This is a genomic window from Stenotrophomonas sp. PS02301 (genome assembly GCF_029959485.1).
Classification (GTDB): Bacteria; Pseudomonadota; Gammaproteobacteria; order Xanthomonadales; family Xanthomonadaceae; genus Stenotrophomonas; species Stenotrophomonas maltophilia_Z.
Map to the genome: position 1 here is coordinate 1 of NZ_JASCOO010000031.1, position 22,034 is coordinate 22,034.

23 protein-coding genes and 1 pseudogene are annotated in these 22,034 nt (G+C 61.4%); 2 read left to right on the top strand and 22 right to left on the bottom strand.

The window, feature by feature from the left end; genetic code table 11:
• Nucleotides 1–152: 152 nt before the first annotated feature.
• Entirely contained in the window at nucleotides 153–1,448 is a 1,296-nt protein-coding gene (locus QMX81_RS09915) for an acetyl-CoA C-acetyltransferase (protein ID WP_121044474.1), read from the bottom strand.
• A gap of 92 nt (nucleotides 1,449–1,540) precedes the next feature.
• Here QMX81_RS09915 and QMX81_RS09920 point away from each other — a divergent pair, with 92 nt between their 5' ends.
• On the top strand, nucleotides 1,541–2,428 hold the full coding sequence (locus tag QMX81_RS09920; protein WP_070472014.1) for a hypothetical protein: 888 nt from the start codon (nucleotides 1,541–1,543) through the stop codon (nucleotides 2,426–2,428).
• A gap of 103 nt (nucleotides 2,429–2,531) precedes the next feature.
• Here QMX81_RS09920 and QMX81_RS09925 read toward each other — a convergent pair whose 3' ends face one another.
• The 6 genes from QMX81_RS09925 to QMX81_RS09950 form a co-directional block, all read right to left on the bottom strand.
• Nucleotides 2,532–3,167 (bottom strand): superoxide dismutase family protein, encoded by a 636-nt coding sequence (locus tag QMX81_RS09925; protein WP_121044480.1) that lies wholly within the window; start codon nucleotides 3,165–3,167, stop codon nucleotides 2,532–2,534.
• A 53-nt stretch (nucleotides 3,168–3,220) separates the two neighbouring features.
• Nucleotides 3,221–3,787: a superoxide dismutase family protein gene (locus QMX81_RS09930; protein WP_259260601.1), complete on the bottom strand. Its 567-nt coding sequence runs from the start codon at nucleotides 3,785–3,787 to the stop codon at nucleotides 3,221–3,223.
• Nucleotides 3,788–3,880: 93 nt separating this feature from the next.
• Nucleotides 3,881–5,332 (bottom strand): nitrogen regulation protein NR(I), encoded by a 1,452-nt coding sequence (gene ntrC, locus QMX81_RS09935; RefSeq protein ID WP_121044485.1) that lies wholly within the window; start codon nucleotides 5,330–5,332, stop codon nucleotides 3,881–3,883.
• Nucleotides 5,325–6,383, bottom strand: a complete 1,059-nt coding sequence (locus tag QMX81_RS09940; RefSeq protein WP_121044488.1) for an ATP-binding protein — start codon at nucleotides 6,381–6,383, stop codon at nucleotides 5,325–5,327. The genes ntrC and QMX81_RS09940 overlap by 8 nt, the downstream gene beginning before the upstream one ends.
• A gap of 91 nt (nucleotides 6,384–6,474) precedes the next feature.
• Complete coding sequence (locus QMX81_RS09945; RefSeq protein WP_121044490.1) at nucleotides 6,475–7,647, bottom strand: murein transglycosylase A; 1,173 nt, start codon at nucleotides 7,645–7,647, stop codon at nucleotides 6,475–6,477.
• Nucleotides 7,644–8,390, bottom strand: coding sequence for an N-acetylmuramoyl-L-alanine amidase (locus QMX81_RS09950; RefSeq protein WP_282261060.1), 747 nt, complete (start codon nucleotides 8,388–8,390; stop codon nucleotides 7,644–7,646). Before QMX81_RS09950 ends, QMX81_RS09945 begins: the two co-directional genes overlap by 4 nt.
• A 297-nt stretch (nucleotides 8,391–8,687) precedes the next feature.
• Between QMX81_RS09950 and QMX81_RS09955 the strand changes: the two genes are divergently transcribed.
• Complete coding sequence (locus QMX81_RS09955; RefSeq protein ID WP_282261062.1) at nucleotides 8,688–10,139, top strand: hypothetical protein; 1,452 nt, start codon at nucleotides 8,688–8,690, stop codon at nucleotides 10,137–10,139.
• 544 nt (nucleotides 10,140–10,683) lie between these two features.
• Here QMX81_RS09955 and QMX81_RS09960 read toward each other — a convergent pair.
• The 15 genes and pseudogenes from QMX81_RS09960 to QMX81_RS10030 all read right to left on the bottom strand — a co-directional run bounded on the left by QMX81_RS09960 (nucleotide 10,684) and on the right by QMX81_RS10030 (nucleotide 22,031).
• Nucleotides 10,684–11,598 carry a PoNe immunity protein domain-containing protein gene (locus tag QMX81_RS09960; protein ID WP_336619084.1) on the bottom strand — a complete coding sequence of 305 codons (915 nt, stop codon included), beginning with the start codon at nucleotides 11,596–11,598 and terminating at the stop codon, nucleotides 10,684–10,686.
• 100 nt (nucleotides 11,599–11,698) lie between these two features.
• Nucleotides 11,699–12,049, bottom strand: a complete 351-nt coding sequence (locus QMX81_RS09965) for a hypothetical protein (RefSeq protein WP_282261066.1) — start codon at nucleotides 12,047–12,049, stop codon at nucleotides 11,699–11,701.
• A gap of 133 nt (nucleotides 12,050–12,182) precedes the next feature.
• Complete coding sequence (locus tag QMX81_RS09970) at nucleotides 12,183–12,449, bottom strand: hypothetical protein (protein ID WP_282261068.1); 267 nt, start codon at nucleotides 12,447–12,449, stop codon at nucleotides 12,183–12,185.
• Between the two features lie 119 nt (nucleotides 12,450–12,568).
• Nucleotides 12,569–13,039, bottom strand: coding sequence for a hemagglutinin repeat-containing protein (locus QMX81_RS09975; RefSeq protein ID WP_282261069.1), 471 nt, complete (start codon nucleotides 13,037–13,039; stop codon nucleotides 12,569–12,571).
• Nucleotides 13,040–13,142: 103 nt separating this feature from the next.
• Nucleotides 13,143–13,667 (bottom strand): contact-dependent growth inhibition system immunity protein, encoded by a 525-nt coding sequence (locus tag QMX81_RS09980; RefSeq protein ID WP_282261071.1) that lies wholly within the window; start codon nucleotides 13,665–13,667, stop codon nucleotides 13,143–13,145.
• Between the two features lie 126 nt (nucleotides 13,668–13,793).
• Nucleotides 13,794–14,024: a hypothetical protein gene (locus QMX81_RS09985; RefSeq protein WP_336619085.1), complete on the bottom strand. Its 231-nt coding sequence runs from the start codon at nucleotides 14,022–14,024 to the stop codon at nucleotides 13,794–13,796.
• Nucleotides 14,025–14,319: 295 nt separating this feature from the next.
• On the bottom strand, nucleotides 14,320–14,646 hold the full coding sequence (locus QMX81_RS09990) for a hypothetical protein (RefSeq protein ID WP_121036598.1): 327 nt from the start codon (nucleotides 14,644–14,646) through the stop codon (nucleotides 14,320–14,322).
• Between the two features lie 165 nt (nucleotides 14,647–14,811).
• Nucleotides 14,812–15,898 (bottom strand): annotated as a pseudogene (locus tag QMX81_RS09995) (IS3 family transposase).
• A gap of 499 nt (nucleotides 15,899–16,397) precedes the next feature.
• The gene (locus QMX81_RS10000) at nucleotides 16,398–16,874 is read right to left on the bottom strand and encodes a hypothetical protein (protein ID WP_147433817.1); all 477 of its coding nucleotides are present in this window, start codon (nucleotides 16,872–16,874) and stop codon (nucleotides 16,398–16,400) included.
• A gap of 307 nt (nucleotides 16,875–17,181) precedes the next feature.
• On the bottom strand, nucleotides 17,182–18,006 hold the full coding sequence (locus tag QMX81_RS10005; protein WP_282261085.1) for an IS3 family transposase: 825 nt from the start codon (nucleotides 18,004–18,006) through the stop codon (nucleotides 17,182–17,184).
• A complete protein-coding gene (locus tag QMX81_RS10010; RefSeq protein WP_121042179.1) occupies nucleotides 18,006–18,320 on the bottom strand; it encodes a DUF1153 domain-containing protein in 315 nt (104 codons plus the stop codon). Before QMX81_RS10010 ends, QMX81_RS10005 begins: the two co-directional genes overlap by 1 nt.
• Nucleotides 18,321–18,705: 385 nt before the next feature.
• A complete protein-coding gene (locus QMX81_RS10015; protein ID WP_259462223.1) occupies nucleotides 18,706–20,139 on the bottom strand; it encodes a toxin glutamine deamidase domain-containing protein in 1,434 nt (477 codons plus the stop codon).
• 45 nt (nucleotides 20,140–20,184) lie between these two features.
• Nucleotides 20,185–20,940, bottom strand: coding sequence for a hypothetical protein (locus QMX81_RS10020; RefSeq protein WP_282261092.1), 756 nt, complete (start codon nucleotides 20,938–20,940; stop codon nucleotides 20,185–20,187).
• A 72-nt stretch (nucleotides 20,941–21,012) separates the two neighbouring features.
• Nucleotides 21,013–21,303, bottom strand: coding sequence for a barstar family protein (locus QMX81_RS10025; protein ID WP_282261094.1), 291 nt, complete (start codon nucleotides 21,301–21,303; stop codon nucleotides 21,013–21,015).
• Between the two features lie 248 nt (nucleotides 21,304–21,551).
• Nucleotides 21,552–22,031 carry a hypothetical protein gene (locus QMX81_RS10030; protein WP_220668932.1) on the bottom strand — a complete coding sequence of 160 codons (480 nt, stop codon included), beginning with the start codon at nucleotides 22,029–22,031 and terminating at the stop codon, nucleotides 21,552–21,554.
• Nucleotides 22,032–22,034: the final 3 nt, after the last annotated feature.

Consider the following 22,034-nt stretch of genomic DNA (forward strand, 5'->3'; position numbering starts at 1 on the left):
GGCCGCTGGCCGGCAATGCGGAGTCCCGGAGAGGATTTGAGGAGCCGGCCAGCGGCCGGCACTACCAGAGCCGAAGGGTGCACACCTCCGCCGGATACAAAAAAGAAGGCCGCCCTTGGGCGGCCTTCTTCGTTCAATGAAGCGCAGGGCGATCAGCGCTCGACGATCGCCACCACGCCCATGCCACCGGCGGTGCAGATCGAGACCAGCGCGCGGCCGCCGCCGCGCTCGGCCAGCTGCTTGGCCGCCGTGGCGATCACGCGGGCACCGGTGGCGGCGAACGGGTGGCCGGTGGCCAGCGAGGAGCCCAGCGGATTGATCTTGGCCGGGTCGATCCTGCCCAGCGGCGCATCCAGGCCGAGGCGGTTGCGGCAGTAGTCTTCGCTTTCCCACGCGCGCAGCGTGCACAGCACCTGGGCGGCGAACGCTTCGTGGATTTCGTAGAGGTCGAAATCCTGCAGGGTCAGGCCGTTGCGCTTGAGCATCTCCGGCACGGCGATGGTCGGTGCCATCAGCAGGCCTTCGCCGTGCACGAAATCAACCGCGGCCACCTGCGAATCACGCAGGTAGGCCAGCGGCTCATGGCCATGCGCGCGCGCCCATTCTTCGCTGGCCAGCAGCACCGCCGAGGCACCATCGGTGAGCGGGGTGGAGTTGGCGGCGGTCAGCGTGCCGCGCCCGGAGACCTTGTCGAACGCCGGCTTCAGCGTGGCCAGTTTTTCCAGCGAAGTGTCGGCGCGCAGGATGTTGTCGCGCTCCACGCCGCGGAACGGCGCGATCAGATCGGTGAAGAACCCGCGCTCATAGGCGGCGGCCAGCTTCTTGTGCGAGGACACAGCCCACTCGTCCTGCGAGTCGCGGGAGATGTTCCACTCCTTGGCCATGTCTTCGCAGTGGTCGCCCATGCTTTTGCCGGTACGCGGCTCGGCCACGCCCGGGAATTCCGGCTTGAGCTCGCTCAGCTTGAAGCCGCGGGTCAGTGCCTTGAGCTTGTCGCCGGTGCTCTTGGCCCGGTTGGCCGCCAGCAGGCGCGCGCGCAGCTTCTTGCCGTACACGATCGGCACATCGGAGGTGGTATCCGAGCCGCCGCCGATGCCCGAATCGATCTGGCCCAGCGCGATCTTGTTGGCCACCGCGATGATCGTGTCCAGCGAGGTGCCGCAGGCGCGCTGCATGGTGATGCCCGGGGTCAGCGGGGACAGGCCCGAGGACAGCGTGGCTTCGCGGCCGAGGTTCCAGTCGCTGGAGTGCTTGATCACAGCGCCCATCGCCACTTCGCCCAACTGCTGGCCGTGCAGGCCGAAGCGTTCGACCAGCGCACCGAGGGTACGCACCGACATGCCGAGGTTGCCGACGTCCGAATAAGCCGTGTTCTGGCGACAGAACGGAATGCGGACGCCGCCGAGGATGGCGACGGGACGGGCGTTGGGCATGGAGATACCTGGCATGGGAGGGGTGTCTGCAACATGGCCTGCACGAAGGAGCAGGCATAATGGGGCCAAGTGTAGCTGCCGCCCTGTGATGGGCCAACCGTGAAACCATGAGCAAACCCGACCACGGCATGAATGCCATTGGCGTACTGGCATTGGAACTGGCCGGCGGCGACGCCCCGCGCCATGCCGCGCTGTCCTCCGAACAGGCTGGTGAACTGGCCGAACGCGTCGGCCGCGATCTGGCCAAGCTGGTGCCCGGCGTCAGCGGGCTGGACTTCGTGTTCGCCGGCGCCCATTTCGATCCGGCGGAAATCCTGCGCCCGGGCTGGCCGGTGCACCGGCGCCTGGAAGAACTGCAGATGCGCGCCCCGGGCCGCAACCAGGGCCCGCGCGTGCTGGCCTTTGGTGCCGGCGCCGACGGCGATGTCCCGCTGCCGTTCCAGGCCGATGCCAGCCTCACCGGCGGCGGCCTGCGGGTCGTCCCGTTCCTGCTGACCGGCACCGAAGTCGTCCAGACCCAGGCCGTGGCCGAAGCACTGGAAGAGGTGCTGCTGGCCCAGGGCATGGCGCAGGCCGATACCGCGCTGCAGGCGCAGAATGCCTTCGGCGCGCAGATCGAGCACGCCCGCTATTTCACGGTGAATGACCTCGCCGCGATGATGTCGATGCAGTACGACAACCAGGGCCTGGCGATTCTGTGGCCGCTGATCGAAACCGCGCTGATGGCACCGCACGTGGAAGAGTGGCTGGATGCCGCGCCGGAGCCGCTGCTTCGATACGCTGATGGCGAAGTGCGTATGGCGCTGTTCGATCCCGCCGGCTGGTGTGCGTACTACAACCACGGCACCGGCGACTGTGATCGCCTGCAGGGCATCTACGACCAGTACCTGATCCGCCAGCGGCAGATGGCCGCCGTGCTGGAAGCGCACGGCCTGCCGGTGCTGTTCGTGCATTGCGAGGCCGGGCAGGACGCGCGCGAATTGCTGGCGCGTTAATAGGGACGGAGGTAGTTAAGCCGGCGGCTTAACTACCTCCGTCCCCGTTATTTAAAAAAAACGCCGGCGTTCGCCGGCGTTTTTTCGTCAAACACGGCCCGGATTACGGGGCCGCTTTGATCACCGCGCAGGCCAGGCGTGCACCGGCATTGCCGGTCGGCTGGGTCTTGTAGTCATCCGCGTCGGCATGGACGATCAGCCCGCGGCCGATGATGTCGAAGCCATCGCCCTTGCCGATGTTGACGTTGGTCGAGACCGGGGCATCGACCACGGCGTTGCCCTGGGCGTCGGCCTTGATGTTGGGCATGTCGCCACCGTGATGCGGCTCGCTGGCGACGCTGCCATGGTCTTCCTGGCCCGGATTGAAGTGGCCACCGGCGCTGGCGCCGTCCGGCGCACTGCAGTCGCCCTTCTCATGGATGTGGAAGCCATGCTCGCTGTTCGGCTTCAGGCCGCTGACCTGGCCCTTCACGTGGACCTTGCCGTCGACGACGCTGAAGGTCACGGTGCCTTTGACGTCATTGCCCTGGGTGGCAGCAAGGTCGGCACTGGCGGTGTGGTTGGCATGGGCTTCGCTGGTCATTGCCGGCGGTGCCTCGGGGGTCGCTTCAGCGGTTGGCTGGGACGCCGTGGCTTCGGCAGCCGGGGTGGCTTCCGGGGTGGTGTCGGCCGGCTTGTTGCAGGCGGTCAGGCCGAGCGCGGCGATGGCAGCGAACAGCGTGGTGTGGATCAGGCGCATGTGGATCTCCTTGCGGGTAGCGTTGGAAGAAACGACGTCGTGGGACTGCGCGATCAGCGCACGACCCGGATGACGCCGCAGGCAATTCGGGCACCGGCGTTGCCGGCCGGCTGGCTGCGGTAATCGTCGGCGTTGGCGTGCACGATCAGCGCACGTCCGGCGATATCGGTGGCTGCGCCGCCGCCAAGGGTAACCGCTGGCAGGCGGATGTCCACGTTGACGCGGCCCTGCGCATCGGCGCGCAGGTTGTCCATGTCACCGGCGTGATGCGCACCGGCACTGTTGCGGCCATGCGGTTGCCCGGCAGGATTGAAATGCGCACCGGCGCTGCTGGCATCCACTGCACTGCAGTCGCCGCGCTCATGCACGTGGAACCCGGCCACCTGCAGCGGCTGCAGACCACCGATGACACCGGTGATGTGCACGCCACGGGCGTCCGGCACCAGCGCCAGGCGTCCACTGACCAGACTGGCCGAGGCCGGCGACAGATTGGATTCGGCCATCTGCGCGGTGCTGACCACCGGTACGACGGGGGCGACCGGGCGCGGCGGCGGTGTGCTGCCGCAGGCGGCCAGACCGACCGCGATCACCGCAGCGAGGACGACTTGGGAACTGCGCATGGGAAGACTCCTTGGTTGCAAACTAACCGTGTGCTCGTCCACGGGCCATGAAAGCGGCCCGGACATGGCGCACACGCGATGTGGACATGCGGCTCATCCGCCGCGACGGCGGCCGGCGCCGAGCTTGCGGGTGAGGGTGTTGCGGCCCATGCCCAGCCGCGCGGCGGCCTCGGCACGGCGGCCATGGGTGATCTGCAGGGCCGCTTCGAGCAGCGCCTGGTCGACCCGATCGCGCACCTGCGCGTGCAGGCCTTCGGCACCTTCGGCCAGACGCTGGCGCGCCCACGCCGAGAGCAGCGTTTCCCACTGCCCCGGATCACCGGCACTGCGTGAGCGCGGCGCACCCGCACCGCGGTGCAGTGCGCTGTCCACATCGGCCACGCCGATGCTGTCGGCCGCCGCCAGCGCGGCCATGCGCCAGCAGACGTTCTCCAGCTCGCGCACGTTGCCGGGCCAATCGTGTTCGCGCAGCGCCTGCAACGCAGCAGCAGTCAGTCGTTTGGGCGGCGTATCGAGTTTGTGTGCGGCCGCGGCCAGGAAGGTCTCGGCCAGCTGCGCGACATCGTCGCGACGCTCGCGCAGCGGCGGCAACCGCAGCCGCACCACATCCAGCCGGTGCAGCAGATCGGCGCGGAAGCGCCCCTGCGCCACCAGCGTTTCCAGATCCTGGTGGGTCGCGGCGATCACGCGCACATCGACGCGGATCAGCTCGCGCCCGCCCACGCGGAAGAACTCGCCCTCGGCCAGCACGCGCAGCAGGCGCGTCTGCAGCGGTAACGGCATGTCGCCGATTTCATCCAGGAACAAGGTGCCGCCATTGGCCTGCTCGAAGCGGCCGATATGGCGACGCTGTGCACCGGTGAACGCGCCCGCCTCATGGCCGAACAGTTCGCTTTCCAGCAGTTCGGAGGGAATCGCCGCGGTATTGAGCGCGACGAACGGGCCCTGCACGCGCGGCGACTCGTGGTGCAGCGCATGCGCGACCAGTTCCTTGCCGGTGCCGGTTTCGCCGTTGATCAGCACCGACAGCGGTGCCTGCGCCAAGCGCCCGATGGCGCGGAACAGCGCGCGCATCGCCGGCGTATCGCCGACCAACTGCGGGCGCTGATCCGGCGGCGTCGCGCTGGCGGTCTCGCTCGGCTCGGCCAGGGTGACATCCGGGGCCGGCAGGACGCGCTGCGCCAGCGCGACCGCGTCATCCAGATCGAATGGCTTGGACAGGAACTCCTGTGCACCGCCGCGGAAGGCACCGGCCGTGCTCGCCACATCGGTATAGGCCGACATCACGATCACCGGCAACTGCGGATGCGCCGCCTTGAGCTTGTCCAGCAGGACCAGACCATCATCGCCGGGCATGCGGACATCGGTGAACAGCAGATCCGGCGGCGCCTGTTCGGCCAGCATCGCCAGCGCGGCAGCCGCTCCGTCGAACCCTTCGACGCGGTAGCCGGCCTCGCGCAGCGCGGTGCACAGCACGAAGCGCACCGCGCGGTCATCGTCGACCACCCAGACGCGCTGGGCGGTGGTGTCGACCTGGTCAGCCATGGGCGGCAGTGTCCTCGGCGGGGGTGCCCTGCCCGATCGGCAGCAGCACAGTGAATACGGTATGGCCCGGGCGGGAGCGGTAAGTCAGGGTGCCGCGGTGCTCGCGCGCGACCTGCTGGGCCAGCGCCAGGCCCAGCCCGGTGCCCTCGGCGCGGCCACTGACCAGCGGCAGGAACAGATGCTCGGCCAGGTCTTCGGGCACGCCACGGCCGTCATCGGCGATTTCCAGCCGCAGCGCCAGCGTATGCAGCTGATCGGTGATGCGTACGCCGTGCTCCACACGCGTGCGCAGGGTGACGGTGCCCGCACCTGCCTGAATCGCATTGCGGACCAGGTTCCACACGGCCTGGGTAAGGCGGTCCGCATCGCCATCGAACTCGGGAATGCTGGGGTCGTAATCGCGCTGTATACGGACCGCCCAGCCACCCTCGCTCTCGGCCAGGCGCAGGACGCGCTCCAGCGAGGCGTGGATATTGAGCGGCGCATGCGGCGCGGCCGGCGCGGGCGACAGCAGTTGCTCGAGCAGGCCGTTCAGGCGTTCGATCTCCGAGCCGATCAGCTCGATCAGTTCACGCTCGTCCGGATCGCGTTGCGCGTTGCGGCGTGCCAGCAGCTGGGCCGCGCCCTTCAATCCCGCCAACGGATTGCGCAGCTCATGCGCCAGGCCCTTGAGCGCGGCACTGAGCGCGCTGGGCAGCGCCTGGGTGGGGTCCAACCCCGGGAATTCATCGACCGGATGCGCCTCCAGCAGCCAGCCGCCCTCGTCCCAGCGGCTGAGCCACCCCTCGGCAAAACGGGGTGCATCGCCAGGCAGCGCCAAGGCCAGCCGGTGCAGGCGCAGGGTGTCGCGCTCATCGCGGGCCAGGAAGTGGGCCAAGGCGTCGCCCTGGGCCTCCAGCGAGGCCAGCGGCTGGCCCAGCAGGCGGCGCACGCTCACACCCAGCCAGCGGGCGAAGGCCGGATTGCAGCCCACCACACGGCCGCTGGCGTCGGCCCAGGCAACCGGAGTGCCGAGGGCGTCGAGGGCGGGGGGCAGGAGCGCGGTGGTCATTGCACCAATGTAGTGCAAAACGGCAGGCGTGTTGATCTTGTGCTGCGCGCAGCGGCGCGCTGGCAAACGCCCGGGCAGCGTGCACCCGCCGTCAGTTGGCGGGGTCGGGCGCCTTCGGCAACGCCACACCCTTCGGCCACAGCATCCAGATCGTGCCCTTCTGCTTCATGTGCCCGGCCAGCTCGCCGGCCGCATCGCCGGTACCCCAGAACAGGTCCGCGCGTACTTCGCCGGTGATGGCACCGCCGGTGTCCTGCGCGGCGACCGGGCGCACCAGCGCGGTACCGTCCGGCCGCGTGGTGGACAGCCACAACAGGCTGCCCAGCGGCACGACGTTGCGGTCCACGGCGACGCTGTAGCCGGCGGTCAGCGGCACGTTCAACGAGCCGCGCGGGCCGTCATCGCTGTCCGGGCCACGGGTGAAGAACACATAGCTGGGGTTGCTGGCCAGCAGCTCGGGCACGCGTGCGGGATGGGCATCGGCCCAGGCGCGGATGGCGGCCATGCTCACGTCGGCCTGCTTCAACTCACCCTGCTCCACGAGCCAGCGGCCGATCGGGCGGTAGGGATGGCCATTCTGGTCGGCGTAGGCGATCCGCAGTTGACGACCATCGGCCAGCTGCACGCGACCGGAGCCCTGGATCTGCAGGAACTGCAGGTCCATCGGGCTGGTCAGCCAGGCCAATACGGGGGCTTTGACGCCGTTCGTGGCGATCCGCGCTGCATCGTCATACGGCTTGAGCACGCGCCCCTCCACGCGGCCGCGCAGGCGCTTGCCCTTGAGTTCGGGGTAAAGGCTGTCGAGCTGGACGCTGACCATGTCGTCGGGCACGCCGTACACCGGCACCGATGCCTTCGCGGTGCGGGTGAGGCTGCCGGCATAGATCGGCTCGTAGTAGCCGGTGATCAGGCCGTCGGCCCGGTTGCCGGCGGCACGCAGCGCATAGACGTCGAGATTGGCCTGCAAGAACTGGCGGATGCCGGCCGGTGTGGTGGCAACGTTGGCCGCCGCTGCGCAGGTGGGTGCCCAGTTGGCCTCCGTCTTCAGGCGCGGGCAGGCACTGCGCCAGGCCGCGAAGCCAGCCTGCAGATCGGCATCCGCGACGGCGGGCAATGCGTTCCAGTTTGCCTTCGCGTAGGTGCTGGTTTGCACCGGCGGTGATGCCGGGCGCTGCGGCGCGACCGCGCAGGCACTCAACAGCGCCAATCCCACGCCCATCAGCGCGGCGTGCTTGAGTACGGAGAGGACGGCCGTGAACTTCATGGGCGGCGTTCCTGTTGCAACAGCAGCGAGTGCAGGATGCGGGCGTCTTCGGCATCGAGATCTGCGGGCAGATCGTCGCGGCCGCGGAAGCGGCGATGGAAGGCGCCGACGGCCGCCGCCCGGTCGTCCATCGGGTAACCGAAGGTCTGAAGGGCCATCCAGGGATCGAAGCCCATCGGCGCCGGGCCATCGGTCGCGCGCGGCCATACGCCGAAACCGGCTTCGGCCAGCTGCTGCCACGGGAAGAAACGGCTGGGATCCTGCTTGCGCGACGGGGCCAGATCGGCATGCGCGATGATCTGGCTGCGCGGGATGCGCAGGCGCGTGCACAGGTCAACCAGCAGGCGGATCAAGGCCGCGATCTGTGCCGATGCGAACGGCGTGTCGCCGTCGTTGTCGATCTCGATGCCGATCGAGGCCGAGTTGAGATCGGTGATGGTGCCCCAGCGCCCGGGACCGGCATGCCAGGCGCGCCGGTCATCGCCCACCAGTTGGTAGATGTGGCCATCGGCCCCGACCAGATAGTGCGAGCTGACCTTGCCGCCGCTGTTGGCACTACGCAGCGTATCCAGGCTCTCCTGCACGGAATGCTGATCGGTGTGGTGCAGGACGATAACGACCGGCGCGCGCACGTTGTGGTTCGGCGACGGCACCCAGCTGGCGAGCGGGCTGCGGACGGTGGTACTGGCGCAGGCGGACAACACCAGCACCATCGCCGACACTAGGAATCGATTGAGGGTCATGGTCGCATTGCACGTCACCTTGCGCATCCTTGCAAGTGCGCCCGCCGTGAGGACAACCGGCCAACACCGCATCCAAGCTGTGGATTGACGACACCACTAGGCAGCGGATTTCTGATTGCGATCATCGAGATTCTCCCACCTCAATGTGGGATGTGTATCGCTATCCAGGGCCTTTCAGACTTTCCCGACTGTCGACCACAGGCATCAGCCCTCAGAGTCCGCTGGATCACCCGTTCCGCACGACCGCTGTCGGGTTCGAGGTCGTAACACGCGATGGACCAAATGAGGAGTCAATGCATGAAAGGATGGATGACAGACATGATGGTGTGCCTCGTCGGGATAGGCGTGCTTGTCACCTCGAACCCCACCGCGGCGAACGCATACGATCCGAGCAACATTGTGGACGAGGTGCAGGCAATGGTAGCCAGATCGTGGCCTCTTGCCCCCGATATCTGGCCGGGTGCGGACTTCGATGCGCAATCCGCAGTGCTGCTGTTCGAGAATCGGGCGGTCGAAGTGACGACTGACGGCCAACGCGAACTGGATCGCAGCGTGATTGACCCCTTGGCACCTGGGTTCCCCGATTGGGTGTTCTTCTTTGCCGATGTCGCGGGACGTCGCGCAGTGGTCATCCAGCTGGATGCGGCCGTGAGCGGCCCACCATCGCCCATCTTTCCCGGCGACACCGAGCCGGCACGTCGGATCTTTCGGCTGGCCACTCACGAGAAGTTCCATGACTTCCAGATGAGAAGCCGATGGGTCGCACCGCGCGCCAATGGTTTCGCCGAGTACCCCGTCACCGCGTCGTGGTCAAGGCAGCGAGCGCATCTGTACGATGCAATGCACCGGGCCCTGGCGCAGCCGGCCGAGCAGAGCCAGCACCTGCGCCACGCCTCCACGTGGTATCAGGCCTTTGCAGACGTCCATGGAAGCGTGACTGAGATGACGAGCCAGGAGATCATCGAAGGCATGGCGCAGTATGCCGAGCTGCAGCTGCTGGCCGCCGCTGACATCGCTGACCCAACCGATCGTGATGCACGGATTCGCCAGTCGCTGCGCTACGTCTTTCCGTGGCATGCTGGATTGCAGCCCAATTTCACCCGCGGCCATGGGTACCAGACGTATCTGCTGGGCAGCCTTGCAGGTGCGCTGCTCGAAACAACCCAACAGCACTGGCAGATGGATGTGGCTGCCGGGCGCAGTCCGCTTGATATGTTGCTTGCCCTGTATCCAGTCACTGGCGATATCCATCCGGTCCCTGAGATTGACGCCAGCAACCAGGCATTGGTCGAGGAATTGAACAGTGAGCGCGGCGCACATCTGCAGCCGCTGCTCGACCTCTACATGGGCTCCAGCGCCGCACGCCTTTTGATTCCCTCGCCCTATCGCCTGGTGGCTGACCCGCGCTTGGTGGATGCCGTCGAGGAGGCCCGCAAAGAAACGAATCCGCACCTCACCGGTGAGTTTCGCGGGGAAGGCGCCCCCCCCATGACGGGATCCATCGTGGGCGGCTATATCGTCGGCGACGGCTATCTACTGGTTCGCAACCGCGCGATGGTGGGCGGTGCGACCGACGGTGTGTTCACCATCGTGCTGCAGCCAGAGGAATTCCTGCTCGATGGCACGCGGCTGCTGCTGGCCAGTGACAGTCTGGAGGGTGAGTTCACGGTAGACGTGAGCGTCGATACGGAAGGCAGGTGGATACTTGAGCCGATCAGCGCCAGCGACGTCGACAGCCCGGGCCGCTGAGACTATTTATCCTGACCGCCCCCCGCGGTGTATCCCGCCCACAGGATTACGTGGCTGCTCACCTATGAAGATGGGAAGAACGTTGCACTTGCCGCGAACAGGAGCAGCGATCCCGTTGCAAGAAGCGTCTCCCACCGACGGAACCGACCGGACATAGCGACACGCACAATCAGGGCGAGAGTCAGTACAGGGAGCGATACAAAAGCGATGAGTAGAAAAGCATCCATGCAAGGGCGCAGAAAATGACATAGCGCGAGCGAGAACGAACCTCTGCCGTCGCAGCCAAGGAAGCTGTAGCTCATTACGTAGTTGGTCAGCACTGCCGCCAAGCTGGTCAAGCACACTATCCAGGAAAAAATGTAAGAACGTTGCATCATTTAGGACATCCTCATCGAGCCGACCACGGGCCGCAAGCCAAATCCGGCAACGCGATGCTCTAGTTCCGCAGGCAGTTCCGACTCATTGCAGCACTCAAAGGCGCAATTTGTCATCGATCCTCATCCATGTGCCTTTCTTGCGCCTTGCTTGGCGTTCTTCGATTGCGTCACTTTCTTTTTAGAATCCTGGAAAGCCAGCTCTTTCTCTGCGCGAGATCATCAGCTTCGACCGCCGGTTCAAATGGCGACGCAATGTCTACGTATCGAGGGCTGCGCCCGTCAGCAAGCAGGTCAACCGGATAGTTCACATGCGTCAGGCAAGCATCGTCATCAATCGCCAGCGCCTTCGCCACCACGGCAGCCTCGACAGACCAACAGCCGAAGTAACCACCCTTCATTACATGCGCTTCATCTGCACACAACTTCCACCAGTACGGGGTTCTGAACGCTCGATCCAGATCTCCACATCCAGCGCCCTCCAGTCCTTCGAACCAGCCTTCCAGATAGCTGAGCAGCAGTGCGGGCCTATCACATGGTTCAGCCAATAATACCTGGTGAAGCTTCTTGTATGCCCTAGGGAAACATACATGAGATCCGATGACACGCCCTGGGCTGCGATATGCAATCACCGTATTCAGTACCGCGTCCTCACCATTGTTGCCGATAAGAGCGAGTAGACGACGCCACTGGCTGTCCGGGACATCCAGCAAGATCGCCATTCCGATCAGGCGAAAGCTCAAGTTGTAGAAATCTAGATTTTTCGCCCAGGAGCGACGAAGAAGATATGTTTCCTTATCCCAAATCTTCGCACCAACTCGATCAGACTCTTCCCACGCCACCAACAGTCCATCGAACTTGCTAGCGATCGCCTGCACGGCGTCCCCGCGCGAGTGGCGGTAAAGCAGCAAATCCGCATGGCGCCGCGCAATGTCGAAAAGAAACTGAGGCTTATAGACCTCGTTCTCGACGCCCTCGTTTATCTGACGCCACATGGCGTCGATGGAGGACTCTGAGAAGACTGTCCATGTGTTCCAGTACGACATCGAACCTCTTGGATCACGTTTCAATTCAGCCACTGCCACACCTCAAACCCGCAAAAACAAGAAAATTCGGGCCTCCATCATCGTGGCTACTACTGCCATGCGTGCTACACGGCCCTATAGCCAAGCTCCGCGCTAGCGACTATGAAATGACAAACACAACGAATATTCCAATCTGGAACGGTAAGAGCAAGCTCAGCGCTGCCATCATCAGCCCCACCTCGGACCGGGACGGGCGGAGCCCGCAACCAACTTTGCCAATGAAGACCACGACCATGAGAGGAATGAGGACAAGGTTGAGCAGCGAAAAGGAAGCCGGATAGTGCTGGACACCCCACTGCACTGCCTCCCCAAATCGTGCCCAAGATCCGCCGCCATCGGCCAACCAGGATTCAGGCAGCAAAATTGCAGGCACAAGGAGCAGCTGAATCACGCAAAACAGCAAGCACTCCCCCCATAGAGCTAGATATATCTTCTTGAACACGGTGCCCATCTTCTCACCACTCATCGAATTCAAAGCAGCCCCCCTACCATCTCAACCGATCCTGCCGTGATCACAAGACGTATCGTTCATCACCGACTGGGTAAGGGATCGGCTCCCCGTCCCGCCCCGGCATATGACGATCTCACGAAGTCGGCATCTTCAGTACCAATAGAACCGCACTCAACAGCAATGAGATCCAGGCAATCACCGCAACGCTCACTTCGGTGCGGCCAGGCACGGTACTTATCCGCGCCCTGACCGCGAATGACCACGTGGCGAAGTACGCAACGATCATCGCAGCGGCGAGCCACTCGAACATCAACTTATGATCGTAAAGTACGCGCACGGGGACGGCGATTGCCAGAACAATCACAGCCAACCATAGCAATACGAATTTTCGGTTACTCATAGACTCGGTGATCTCTCGCGCTTCTTTGTCGACATTTCAGGGCTATTGCTTGCCTATGGCCGCGTCACCGCTTGGTTCGGCGGGCTTCTTGACCGAATGGATATCAGAGATTACGGGATTCACAAGGTGGCGTCGGTGCTGGCGATCGCACCGCCCACCAGGTCCACGTGTCCGGCATCGACGTGGTGCCCGCCGTCACCGGCGAACAGGCCCGACTGCTGGCCCACGCCCTGATAGCTGCCGTTGGATTTGAGCGCGCTGGCGTCACCGTCGGCGCTCCACGCGGTGCCGAACGACACCTGCACCCGGCCGCCCACCTGGCTGTTCTTGGACATGCTTTCTGCAACGTCCTGCAGCGACTCGATGGTCAGCGTGCCGCCGGTCTTTCCATCGATGCGGTCGGCCGTCGCGGTGGCACCGCGCAGGGTGGTGTCACCCTCGGCCTTGAGCGAGAGTTTCTGGCCGGTCAGCGTGGTGTTCTGCCAGGTGGTGCTGTTCGCGTTGGACTTGCTGCTGCCCACGCTCGCTTCAGCGTAGACATAGAAGCCGGAGAACGAGCGTGATTGTCTGTGGCGATTCCTTTGCAACACTCGAGTTGGACGGGCGCGGCACCCCAAGGGGCCATGTGACCCACATCAGCCCGGTCCTACCAGCAGTGGCCGCGCCCCGATGGCTGATAGATCTGCCCGATGTTCAACTACAGCGTGAAATAGCAAGGCGAACGCCGACGCCAATCTCTGAAGGAGTGCTTGTGGCGCTCAAAACGACGTTCTGATCTTCCGGCAGCGCTGCCCATGCATCGAGCTTTTCTTGGACGGAAGGGGATACGACTATCTGCTCGCGAATGCGCTCGGCATGGCAGCTGGATACAGCCTTGAACAGCGCACGCTTGTTCTTGTACCCCAATTGACGCACAACGTCGTCAATACATGCCTCGTAGTACTGCCCGTTCAATTTTAGGTCGTAAAGGTCCTTGTCAAAGGTCACGTCCGGATGGATCCAGACGTCATGACGAGGCGCGGCGAGAACAAAGCGGCTTGCATCCAGCGCTCTAAGAAGGGCCTCACCGATTAGGTGATCTTCGGCGCCGCCATGTAACAAGATTTTTTCCCCCAACGGGTCCCATCGCATACTTCGGTAGCCTGAAAGGGTATGCACAAGAATGAAATCCTTCCCACTCAATATGACCGCGGACGGTCTCTTTTCAACGTCATTCATATTACTCAACCGTGGTGACCTTGACTGTAATTCCCTTGAACTTGCCGTATTCCACAGCCTTCATAACCTCATCCCACTGAGCCGACCCGGTGTTCTTTGGAATTGCCACATGGACCTCACGCTGCGTTATCTGCGATGCGAACAGGCTGACATTGCTGAGCCGGTGTCCAGTAAAGCAGCTGCATCGTCAATATTTCCCCTCAGGGTCGTAAATATCTGCCGCGGATTGGTCAGTCGGGAAAGCTTGGTTGCATGCAGATCTTTCGCGCTGATTGCCAAGCCAGTCGCGTCATCGAAGAGGTCGAACGTCTTGAACTTGGCCGATAACTTGGCTTCTTCCGGCATCAACTTCGCCAGATAGTATTCCTAGGGCATGGATGCCCTTGCCCCATTGCATCCCTGTGCGACCAGGCCGACGTTCTCCACGCCAACTGGGCCGCCGACCCGTCCGGCCTGCACTGCCAACGCGCCGGCGGTCTCGGTCAATACAGGCGTACCAATAGTGCGCCCGCAGCCGGTTCCACATGGCGACGGGCCTCCTTGGGCCTGAGTGTCGCCGAATATTCTAGTTCTGGCTGGTCTGAATTATTGGGAGGAGGTCATCATCATCACACTGGCAATTGGAACGCCGACTAGGTGTTCCGTACATGGCCTATCGATTGGACCAGGTGAACACCCACGCCAGTGTATCGAGCGAGAGTCCGTCCAGAGTTGGGCGTGTAGCAAGCATCTGCACTTTGACCCAATCACCAACGGATTCTAGGGATTGAGTTGACCAGTCCGGACGAAGCTGCCCAAGCTCGCTAACCACTTCTTCGATCAACTTCTCCGAATCACGCAGGCTCTCTGAACCTACCAATTCCTCCAAGCGTTCCCTGCTGGCCTTCGGATACGCTTCAAACCCGAATCCATAGTAGGCAGCAAAAATGGAACCTATACTTATTTTCATTAGGCTCATAGTGTCTACTTTCTTGACCAAACCAGCTTATCCTTACCAGTAGAAGGGTCGACTGTCATGATCTTATCAACTTTTGGATTCTGCTTAAGCGCTGGCAGCTCGAACGTCTCCCAGATGTTGCCTGGCCTAAGGTTGGGCCCGACTACTGTGTAATCCCCCCGCTTTTAGCGGTCGCCAAAAATGGAACTACGCTGCCAGTGCAAGCTTCTGCACTGGCGTGATGCCGCCGAGCGCCATGCTTGGGCGTTCGTGGTTGTAAGTCCATAGCCAACGAGTGGTGATTTCCTGGACCTGTTCGATGTCATTGAACAGATGCTAGCAAGCCAAGCGTGACGCACGGTCCGGTTGTAGCGCTCGATGTAGGCGTTCTGCTGAGGATTGCCTGGCGGGATGTAGAGCAGCGCAATGTCTTGCCGCTCGGCCCATGCTTGCAGCGCTCCGCTGATGTACTCGGGCCCATTGTCGCAGCGTATGGCGCGGGGCTTTGCGCGCCATTGAATGACCTGTTCCAAGCTGCGGATGACGCGCGCCGCAGGCAAGGAGATGTCGACCTCCATCGCCAGTCCCTGGCGGTTGAAGTCATCCAGTACGTTGAGCATCCGGAAGCTGCGTCCATCAGCCAGCTGATCGTGCATGAAATCCATCGACCATGTCTGGTTGACCGCCTCAGGCGCGGCCAAAGGCTCCGGCACTTCCCGGACGATGCGCTTGCGCGGCTTGATGCTCAGATTCAGCTCCAAATCGCGATAGATCCGATACACGCGCTTGTGGTTCCAAGCGAAGCCCTTCACGTTGCGTAGGTGCAGGAAGCACAGCCCAAAGCCCCAATCGCGGTAGGCGCTGGTCAGCCTGAGCAACCAGTCGGCGATGATCGCATTTTCTTGGCAGGCCTTGGCCTGATAGTGGTAGCAGGTCTGACTCACCTCGAACGTCCTGCACGCATGAACGATGCTGGTGATGCCTGCCTGGACCGCCCGTCTGGCCATCTCGCGACGCTGAGATGGCCTCACCATTTTTTTGAGAGCGCTTCCTTCAGCAGCTCGGCACTGAGCTGCGCATCGGCGTACATCTTCTTCAGCCGCCGGTTCTCGTCCTGCAGTTCTTTTAGCTGGGACACCATGGACGCATCCATGCCGCCGAACTTGCTGCGCCACTTGTAGAACGTCGCTGAGCTGATGCCATGCTGTCGGCAAAGGTCCGGGACAGGCGTGCCGGCCTCGGCCTGCTTGAGTACGGCGATGATCCGGCTGTCTGTGAATCGTGATTTCTTCATGGGATCTCCTCGGGTTAGGTTACGAGAAAATTCCACTTCTGGCTGCGGCTAACCTGCGGGGGGATTACCTTTCCTTACCACCCAAAAGAGCGACATATGAAAGCCTGGTACGATGCCGAAACTTCGTTTCATCCGTTGAAACTGGATCCACGACTTTCCTATACTGTCAAAACCACCGCTGGCAGTAGATGATTTCATGCTGCATCGACAAAGTCTCCTGTTCGAACCCTCTAGAAGAGTTGTCACCTCTTCACCCCGAAACTGGAAGTTCAGGAGGCCGGCGAGGTTCGATTTTCCATTCTCCTCGCAACAGAATAGATCCTCGATTGAAATATGACCGGGAGATCGGGAACGTGGTCAGCTACTCGCCTATCCTCTCATGAACGAGATATTGCAAAGGAGCATGCGCCAAGCTCCAGCGGTCAGAACGATCTCCACAGTGGCATCGGCAAGGTGAGTTCCGCAAATTTCCATCAAATTCTAGAAATTGTGCGGACCACTATAACCACTCCTCTCTGGCCAGACTCTCAAAATCACCAAAGTCAGGCATTTCGATAAAATGGCTACTTGCATCATATTCCTTACTAAGCTCACGAGACTCATTTGTACTGAAGTCTGTTTCCAGAATCGCAGCTTCTCCGGAAACCGAAAATGAGTAGGTTTCGCCGTAAATAACGGATTCACTTTCGATAGAATACTTCCTAAATGTAGCCAAACTCAGGAAAATTCTTGAGCCGCCCATGAACTCAAACTGATAGCTCAAATACTCACGGCAATGCGCATCCAAGAATCCAACTAATATTACTTTCTTATCCAACAGCATCTGAACATATGCCCGAGGAGCATCCTCAGGCCCTAGCAGTGCTGCGTATGAAAGCCCGGCATTATGCAGCCTCTCCGCCTCTTCCGCGGACATTGGATTTACAATTTTCTTGTATCTTCGAAACCACTGCTGACAGTAAATAATAGAATCCATTATCAATACACCCTCCCATTTGAATCTCTAATTGTAACATTTCGGCGCGCCGCGTGATCTAGAATAGACTTTGGAATCGGCTTCAGCTGCGGAGGAATCTCCAAAATTAAATCCCCTACGAGCCGCTTCCCCGCCAACGTTCCACTCGAAGGCACGTTGGCAATGACAGCGCCGGCAGGATATTTTGAGACAGCTTCGTTTATATATTTTATTGCGGTGGCTTCATTGATGTTCGACAACTGCGTGTACTTGGGGTTATAAGAATCCAGTCGGGTGTAGTGTAATGACCCACCGGTTTCTGCTCAGGTCATGCGGTTAATGTAGCGGCATAAGCCGCGTCCGGGGGCATCATCTTCAGCGCCTGATGTGGGCGCTGTTGGTTGTAGAAGCCAATCCAGTCGCCAATGATCCGCAGGGCATGGACTTGGCTCTCAAAGCGGTGGCGATGCACGCACTGCTCCTTGAGTGTCCGGATTACGCGCTCCACCATCCCGTTCTGCTGCGGGCAGTGCGGCGTGATGAATTCCTGTTTCAGGCCGTAGCTGCGCACCAGGCGCGTGTAGTCACGGCTGGTGAAGACCAGACCGTTATCCGAGCGCAGCAGGAAAGGCTCCGGCACACGTCCCAGCGTGCCAAAGCGGGTGATCAAGGCCTGCTCCAGAGCGGCTGAGGCAGTGCTCGCCTTGCCGGTGCGCGACAGGTGCCAGCCCAGCAGCTGCCGCGTGCTGCAGTCGATCACCAGCGCCAGACTCAGCCAGCCGTCCTTGCCGCCCCATACACGGCACAGGTCCGTGGCCCATCGCTGGTCGGGTCGTTCGGCACGAGAGACCTTTGCCTGGATCCTGGGCCGTTGCCCAAGTGCGCGCTTGCGCACCTGCCAGCCCTTGAGCTGGAAGATCCGCTGGACGGTGTTCTTGTTCATGCCCAGCAATGCAGCCACCGTGCGGTAGCCGAACGACGGCTCCGCCTCGATCATCTCCTTGATCGGCTCGGCAAGCTCCGCTTTGACCTTTGCAGGCGAACGGGTCGGCTTGTAGTACGTCGTCCGCCGCGCCACGCCGAACCACTGGCACAGCTTGGTCATCGGTATCGCTACACCTTCGTCCTTCAGCCCCTGCTGGACCGAGAGCATCAGCTCTCGTCCTTTCCCAACAGGGACGCCAGCTTTTTTCGGGCGCGGATCTCCAGCATGGCCTCGCCGTAGGCTTCCTGCAGGTCTTTGAGCTGGCGCTCATACTGCTCGCGCACGTCCTCCGGCTTGGCCCGCAGCGCGTTCTCCATGCCGCGCTTGCCATCGTCCACCCAGCTCTCGATCTCCGCCGGCGTCAGGTCGAACTGGCGACTGGCCGCAGCCACGGTGGTCTTGCCCTGGATGATCTCAAGGACCAGTGCCGACTTGCGACGGGCCGTCCAACGCTTGATCTCTTCTTCCATCACTTCGCTCATCGGTGTCTCCTTCGGGGAAAGTAACACCTGAGCAGGAAATCAGTGGGTCATTGCATCATCTGATTACGCCAGTCCTTTAAGAGAGACCGAGTCAAGCTATTCTCGCTCTTTTCTGTTCCACGTACTCATTTAGGTATTCCTCCAATGGTCTAGCTGTGCCAAGTACCACAAGCTCCCCAGAGTCCCTATCAATCAAGAAGGGTCCATTACCCGCCAATTGTGCAGAGAAGTCCCCGGTCTCTAAAAACTCTTTTGACTGGTAGCAGAAGTACCAACCTTCCTGGAACTCACCCTCAAGGCAAATCTGGAGCGGAATCTCAGACTGCCCCAAGTACTCAACAGCTTGCGATAGAGCCCGGCTGTATGTGATCACAACTCACCTCATTTACCTTGTCTTTAGAAGATGCAGGGTTTTGAACTTGCTCAAATCAGCAGCCTTACCTGTCTGCCCATCAAGGAAGCGAATTACCCCGTTTTGATTGACGACATTGAATACATGACCAGTCTGTCCTGGACCATACGACCCGTAAATTATGCCTCGAGATCCAGTTCCAGAACGCAACATTTGTTGGACGATATCATCGGGTTGAGTGATGGGGCCGAACTTTGATCCGTATTGCTTTTCCAGAACGCTCAACGGGACGCCGTTTGTGTGGTTGATTGGCAGTGCTGATGCAGGATTTCCTGCCAAGGTTGAGTCAGTGGCGATGGAACAGTTCACGCAATTGTGAGTTCGACCAAAGTTTGGATAGCCAGGGTTAACATCTCGTATCGAGCCGGCAGCCTCATCAGCTAGCCCGCCCGCATTTCGAAGATTGATGTCGCTTGCTACCTTGCCGCTTCTCCAAGCCGCGCCGAGCAGAGCCAAGTCGAGGCCCGCGAGATTTCCGAGCTTGTAGCGTCCGGCTTCGATTGGGTTACCAGATGTGTCCCCAAAGATCGGCGTTCCCACAATCATGCGTTCGTATTTGAACTCAACCGTGACAGGGTCACGATGATATTGAGGGGCCAGGGCTATATCTCCCAAGGCGAGCGCATAGCCCAATGCTCCGGTTACGAGCTCGGACGCGGGATCCACTGCCCCCATCCCCATTTGCATGAAGAATGAGCCTGTCCCTCCCCTATACGGTTTGCCGGCGGCAGTCTCGAGGAACCTCATGACAAGTTCCTTGCTTGCCGCTTGGTCAAGACCCAAGCCAAGTTGGCTCGCATCGGTCTTCCCATATGCCCATGCCTGAGCGAACTGAAGATCACATGCGCCGTCAGCTTGCTGACATGTCGCCAACATCTCCTTGCCCTGCAGTTTTGAGACCTTAGCCCAGCGCTCACTTGCCGCGCTCTCACAGGCTTCGTTGCCGTTGCACTCCTTGCGTTCCTCAGCCAATGCAAGAAGCTGCTTGGCATCGAGATAGTTGTTCTCAACAGAGTTTTTCGCGATTCCAGCGGCCAATGCAGTGCCTGCAAGCCCATCACCAGCACTGCTTCCAGCCACGGCGGCCACCGCCTGCGACAACGCCAGAATCGTCTGCTTCTGCTGATCATTCAGCTCGCCGGTGTAGCCGGGATACAGCGCCTCGGTCAGCAGCTTCGCCGCCAGTTCGCCACCAGCTGCTGCTGCCGCACCACCCCCAGCGTTACCGCCATTGACCTCAGCCAGCAGCGCACCCAACAGCGCATGTGACAGCAACTGCAACGCGGCGTTTGGGTCACTGCCGTGTTTTGCATCGAACTTGTCACCGATAAGGTTCGCCGCATACGGCGCCAGGGCATTGGCCACCACTTGGCCGCCGCCCTGCCCGGAGGTGGCACCTAACAGCAACGTGGTAACTGCGTCGAGCGCGCGGCTGTTGTCACCACCGATATCCTACTGCTTCGAGTCCCGGTAGGCCTGGCTGTATCGGGTGAGCACCGCATCACGCGCCGCTGCATCCATGGCATTGAAATTTGCCTTTTCCTGTGGTGTCAGGTCGGCAAAGTAGGCTTCAACGGCCTTGTTGGCCTTATAGGCCTGCACATCATTGGCAATCTGCTTGCTGGTGGCCATCACCGTGCCCATCGCATTGGCCATCGCCTGCTGATTGGCCAGCTGCAACTCGGCATTGGGCATCGCCTCAATCGCGCGGTGTGCGGTTGCGGCATCGGTGTTCACGCCCAGCTCGGCGGCGGTCACCTTCTGGCCGCCGATGACGATGTTGCCTTCGGTCAGCGTGGCGTAGGTGGTGCTGCTGTCGCCGCCCTTCTCGTTCATCGGCACGCCACCGCCGAAGTTCGGCGTGGCACCGGCAAACACCGGCGTGTTGCCCTCCATCGCGCCGCCGTAGCCACCGCTGATGCCGCCCGAGCTGGTGCTGTGCTGCATCTGGTTCTGCAGGTCGCTGAAGGTCAGCGTCTGCGCGGTCAGCTCGCTGTTGGTGGCATTGGTGCTGGCAATCGCACCGCCGACCAGGTTCACGTGGCCGGCATCGACGTGGTACCCACCATCACCGGCGAACAGGCCCGACTGCTGGCCCACGCCCTGATAGCTGCCGTTGGACTTGCCCGCGCTGGCGTAGCCGTCGGCGCTCCAGGCGGTGCCGAACGACACCTGCACCCGGCCGCCCACCTGGCTGTTCTTGGACATGCTTTCTGCAACGTCCTGTAGCTACTCGATGGTCAGCAACCGGCCCAATGACAACTCCGTGCCATTGATGATTTATGACAACGCAAAGCTGAACCTATCTTCCCAACCGTATTGAGCATCCTGCTCGACAACTCGTCGCAAAGTTTCGACTATGTCGTCAAAACGAGGTCCAAGCGCTAGTACAGATTTTTGACTTGAGATCCACGACAGCTCGACTGGGCGTTCAATACTGGAGCTCAAGAGGTCCCATAGTGCGTCCAAGTTTCTGCCATAGAACACACCGACGCCTAGCTGCTCTGCAATCTGCGCATGAAAATCACGTTCTGAGTTGATAAGCTCTCCATCGATAATAATCTTATTCAATATCATTTCCATCGCCCAATGCCATGCACGGAATTATAGTGATCATTCGTGATGAACAGCAGGTCGTCGTTTGAGTAGAGGGGCCGAGTTCCTGGCTGGCTTGCTTTGGATCTTGAACCGGTTAGTTCTACATCGGCCTCCTACTAGACTCTGCCAACGCTGCTTGGAAGCACGCCGGTCGTATTGTGAAACACATCGCCACCAATCTGCCCGCCCGGGACGCTGTTTTCTAGCGCTTTGCCAGGTCGTCAGCCATTCTGCGCTGCTTCGCTCTTAGTCACATAGCTCGGAGGCAACTGACCAGTCGCCCTGAGGCAAACCACGATATCGTTCGCATCTGCTGTGGTACGCAGATCCACTTTGAGCTTCGCGTAGATTGCCGCGTTATGCGCAGAATTACCGATGCCCGAGAGCGCGTTCGGCGCCCCACCAGTGAAGTCCAGCGCATTTGGTCCTGGACCTTCCAAGCTAGGCTTTTGACCCGTCAGCGGCAACGATTCGGTCTCCACCACCTTGGTGCTGCCGCCATCGACCTTGCCCATCCCGCGGGTACTCTTGGGCCTGAGAACAAACCCTGATCCCGCGATATCCCACCCAAGCATCCCAAGCTGATTGGTCATCGGTACGGTTTGCGAGTCGACACCAAATGCAGTGAGAGTTGCACTGGGCATCCCGAAGATAGGCCCGAGCAACGCCATTTCAATCCGGTTCCTGTCGCTCACCGACATGCC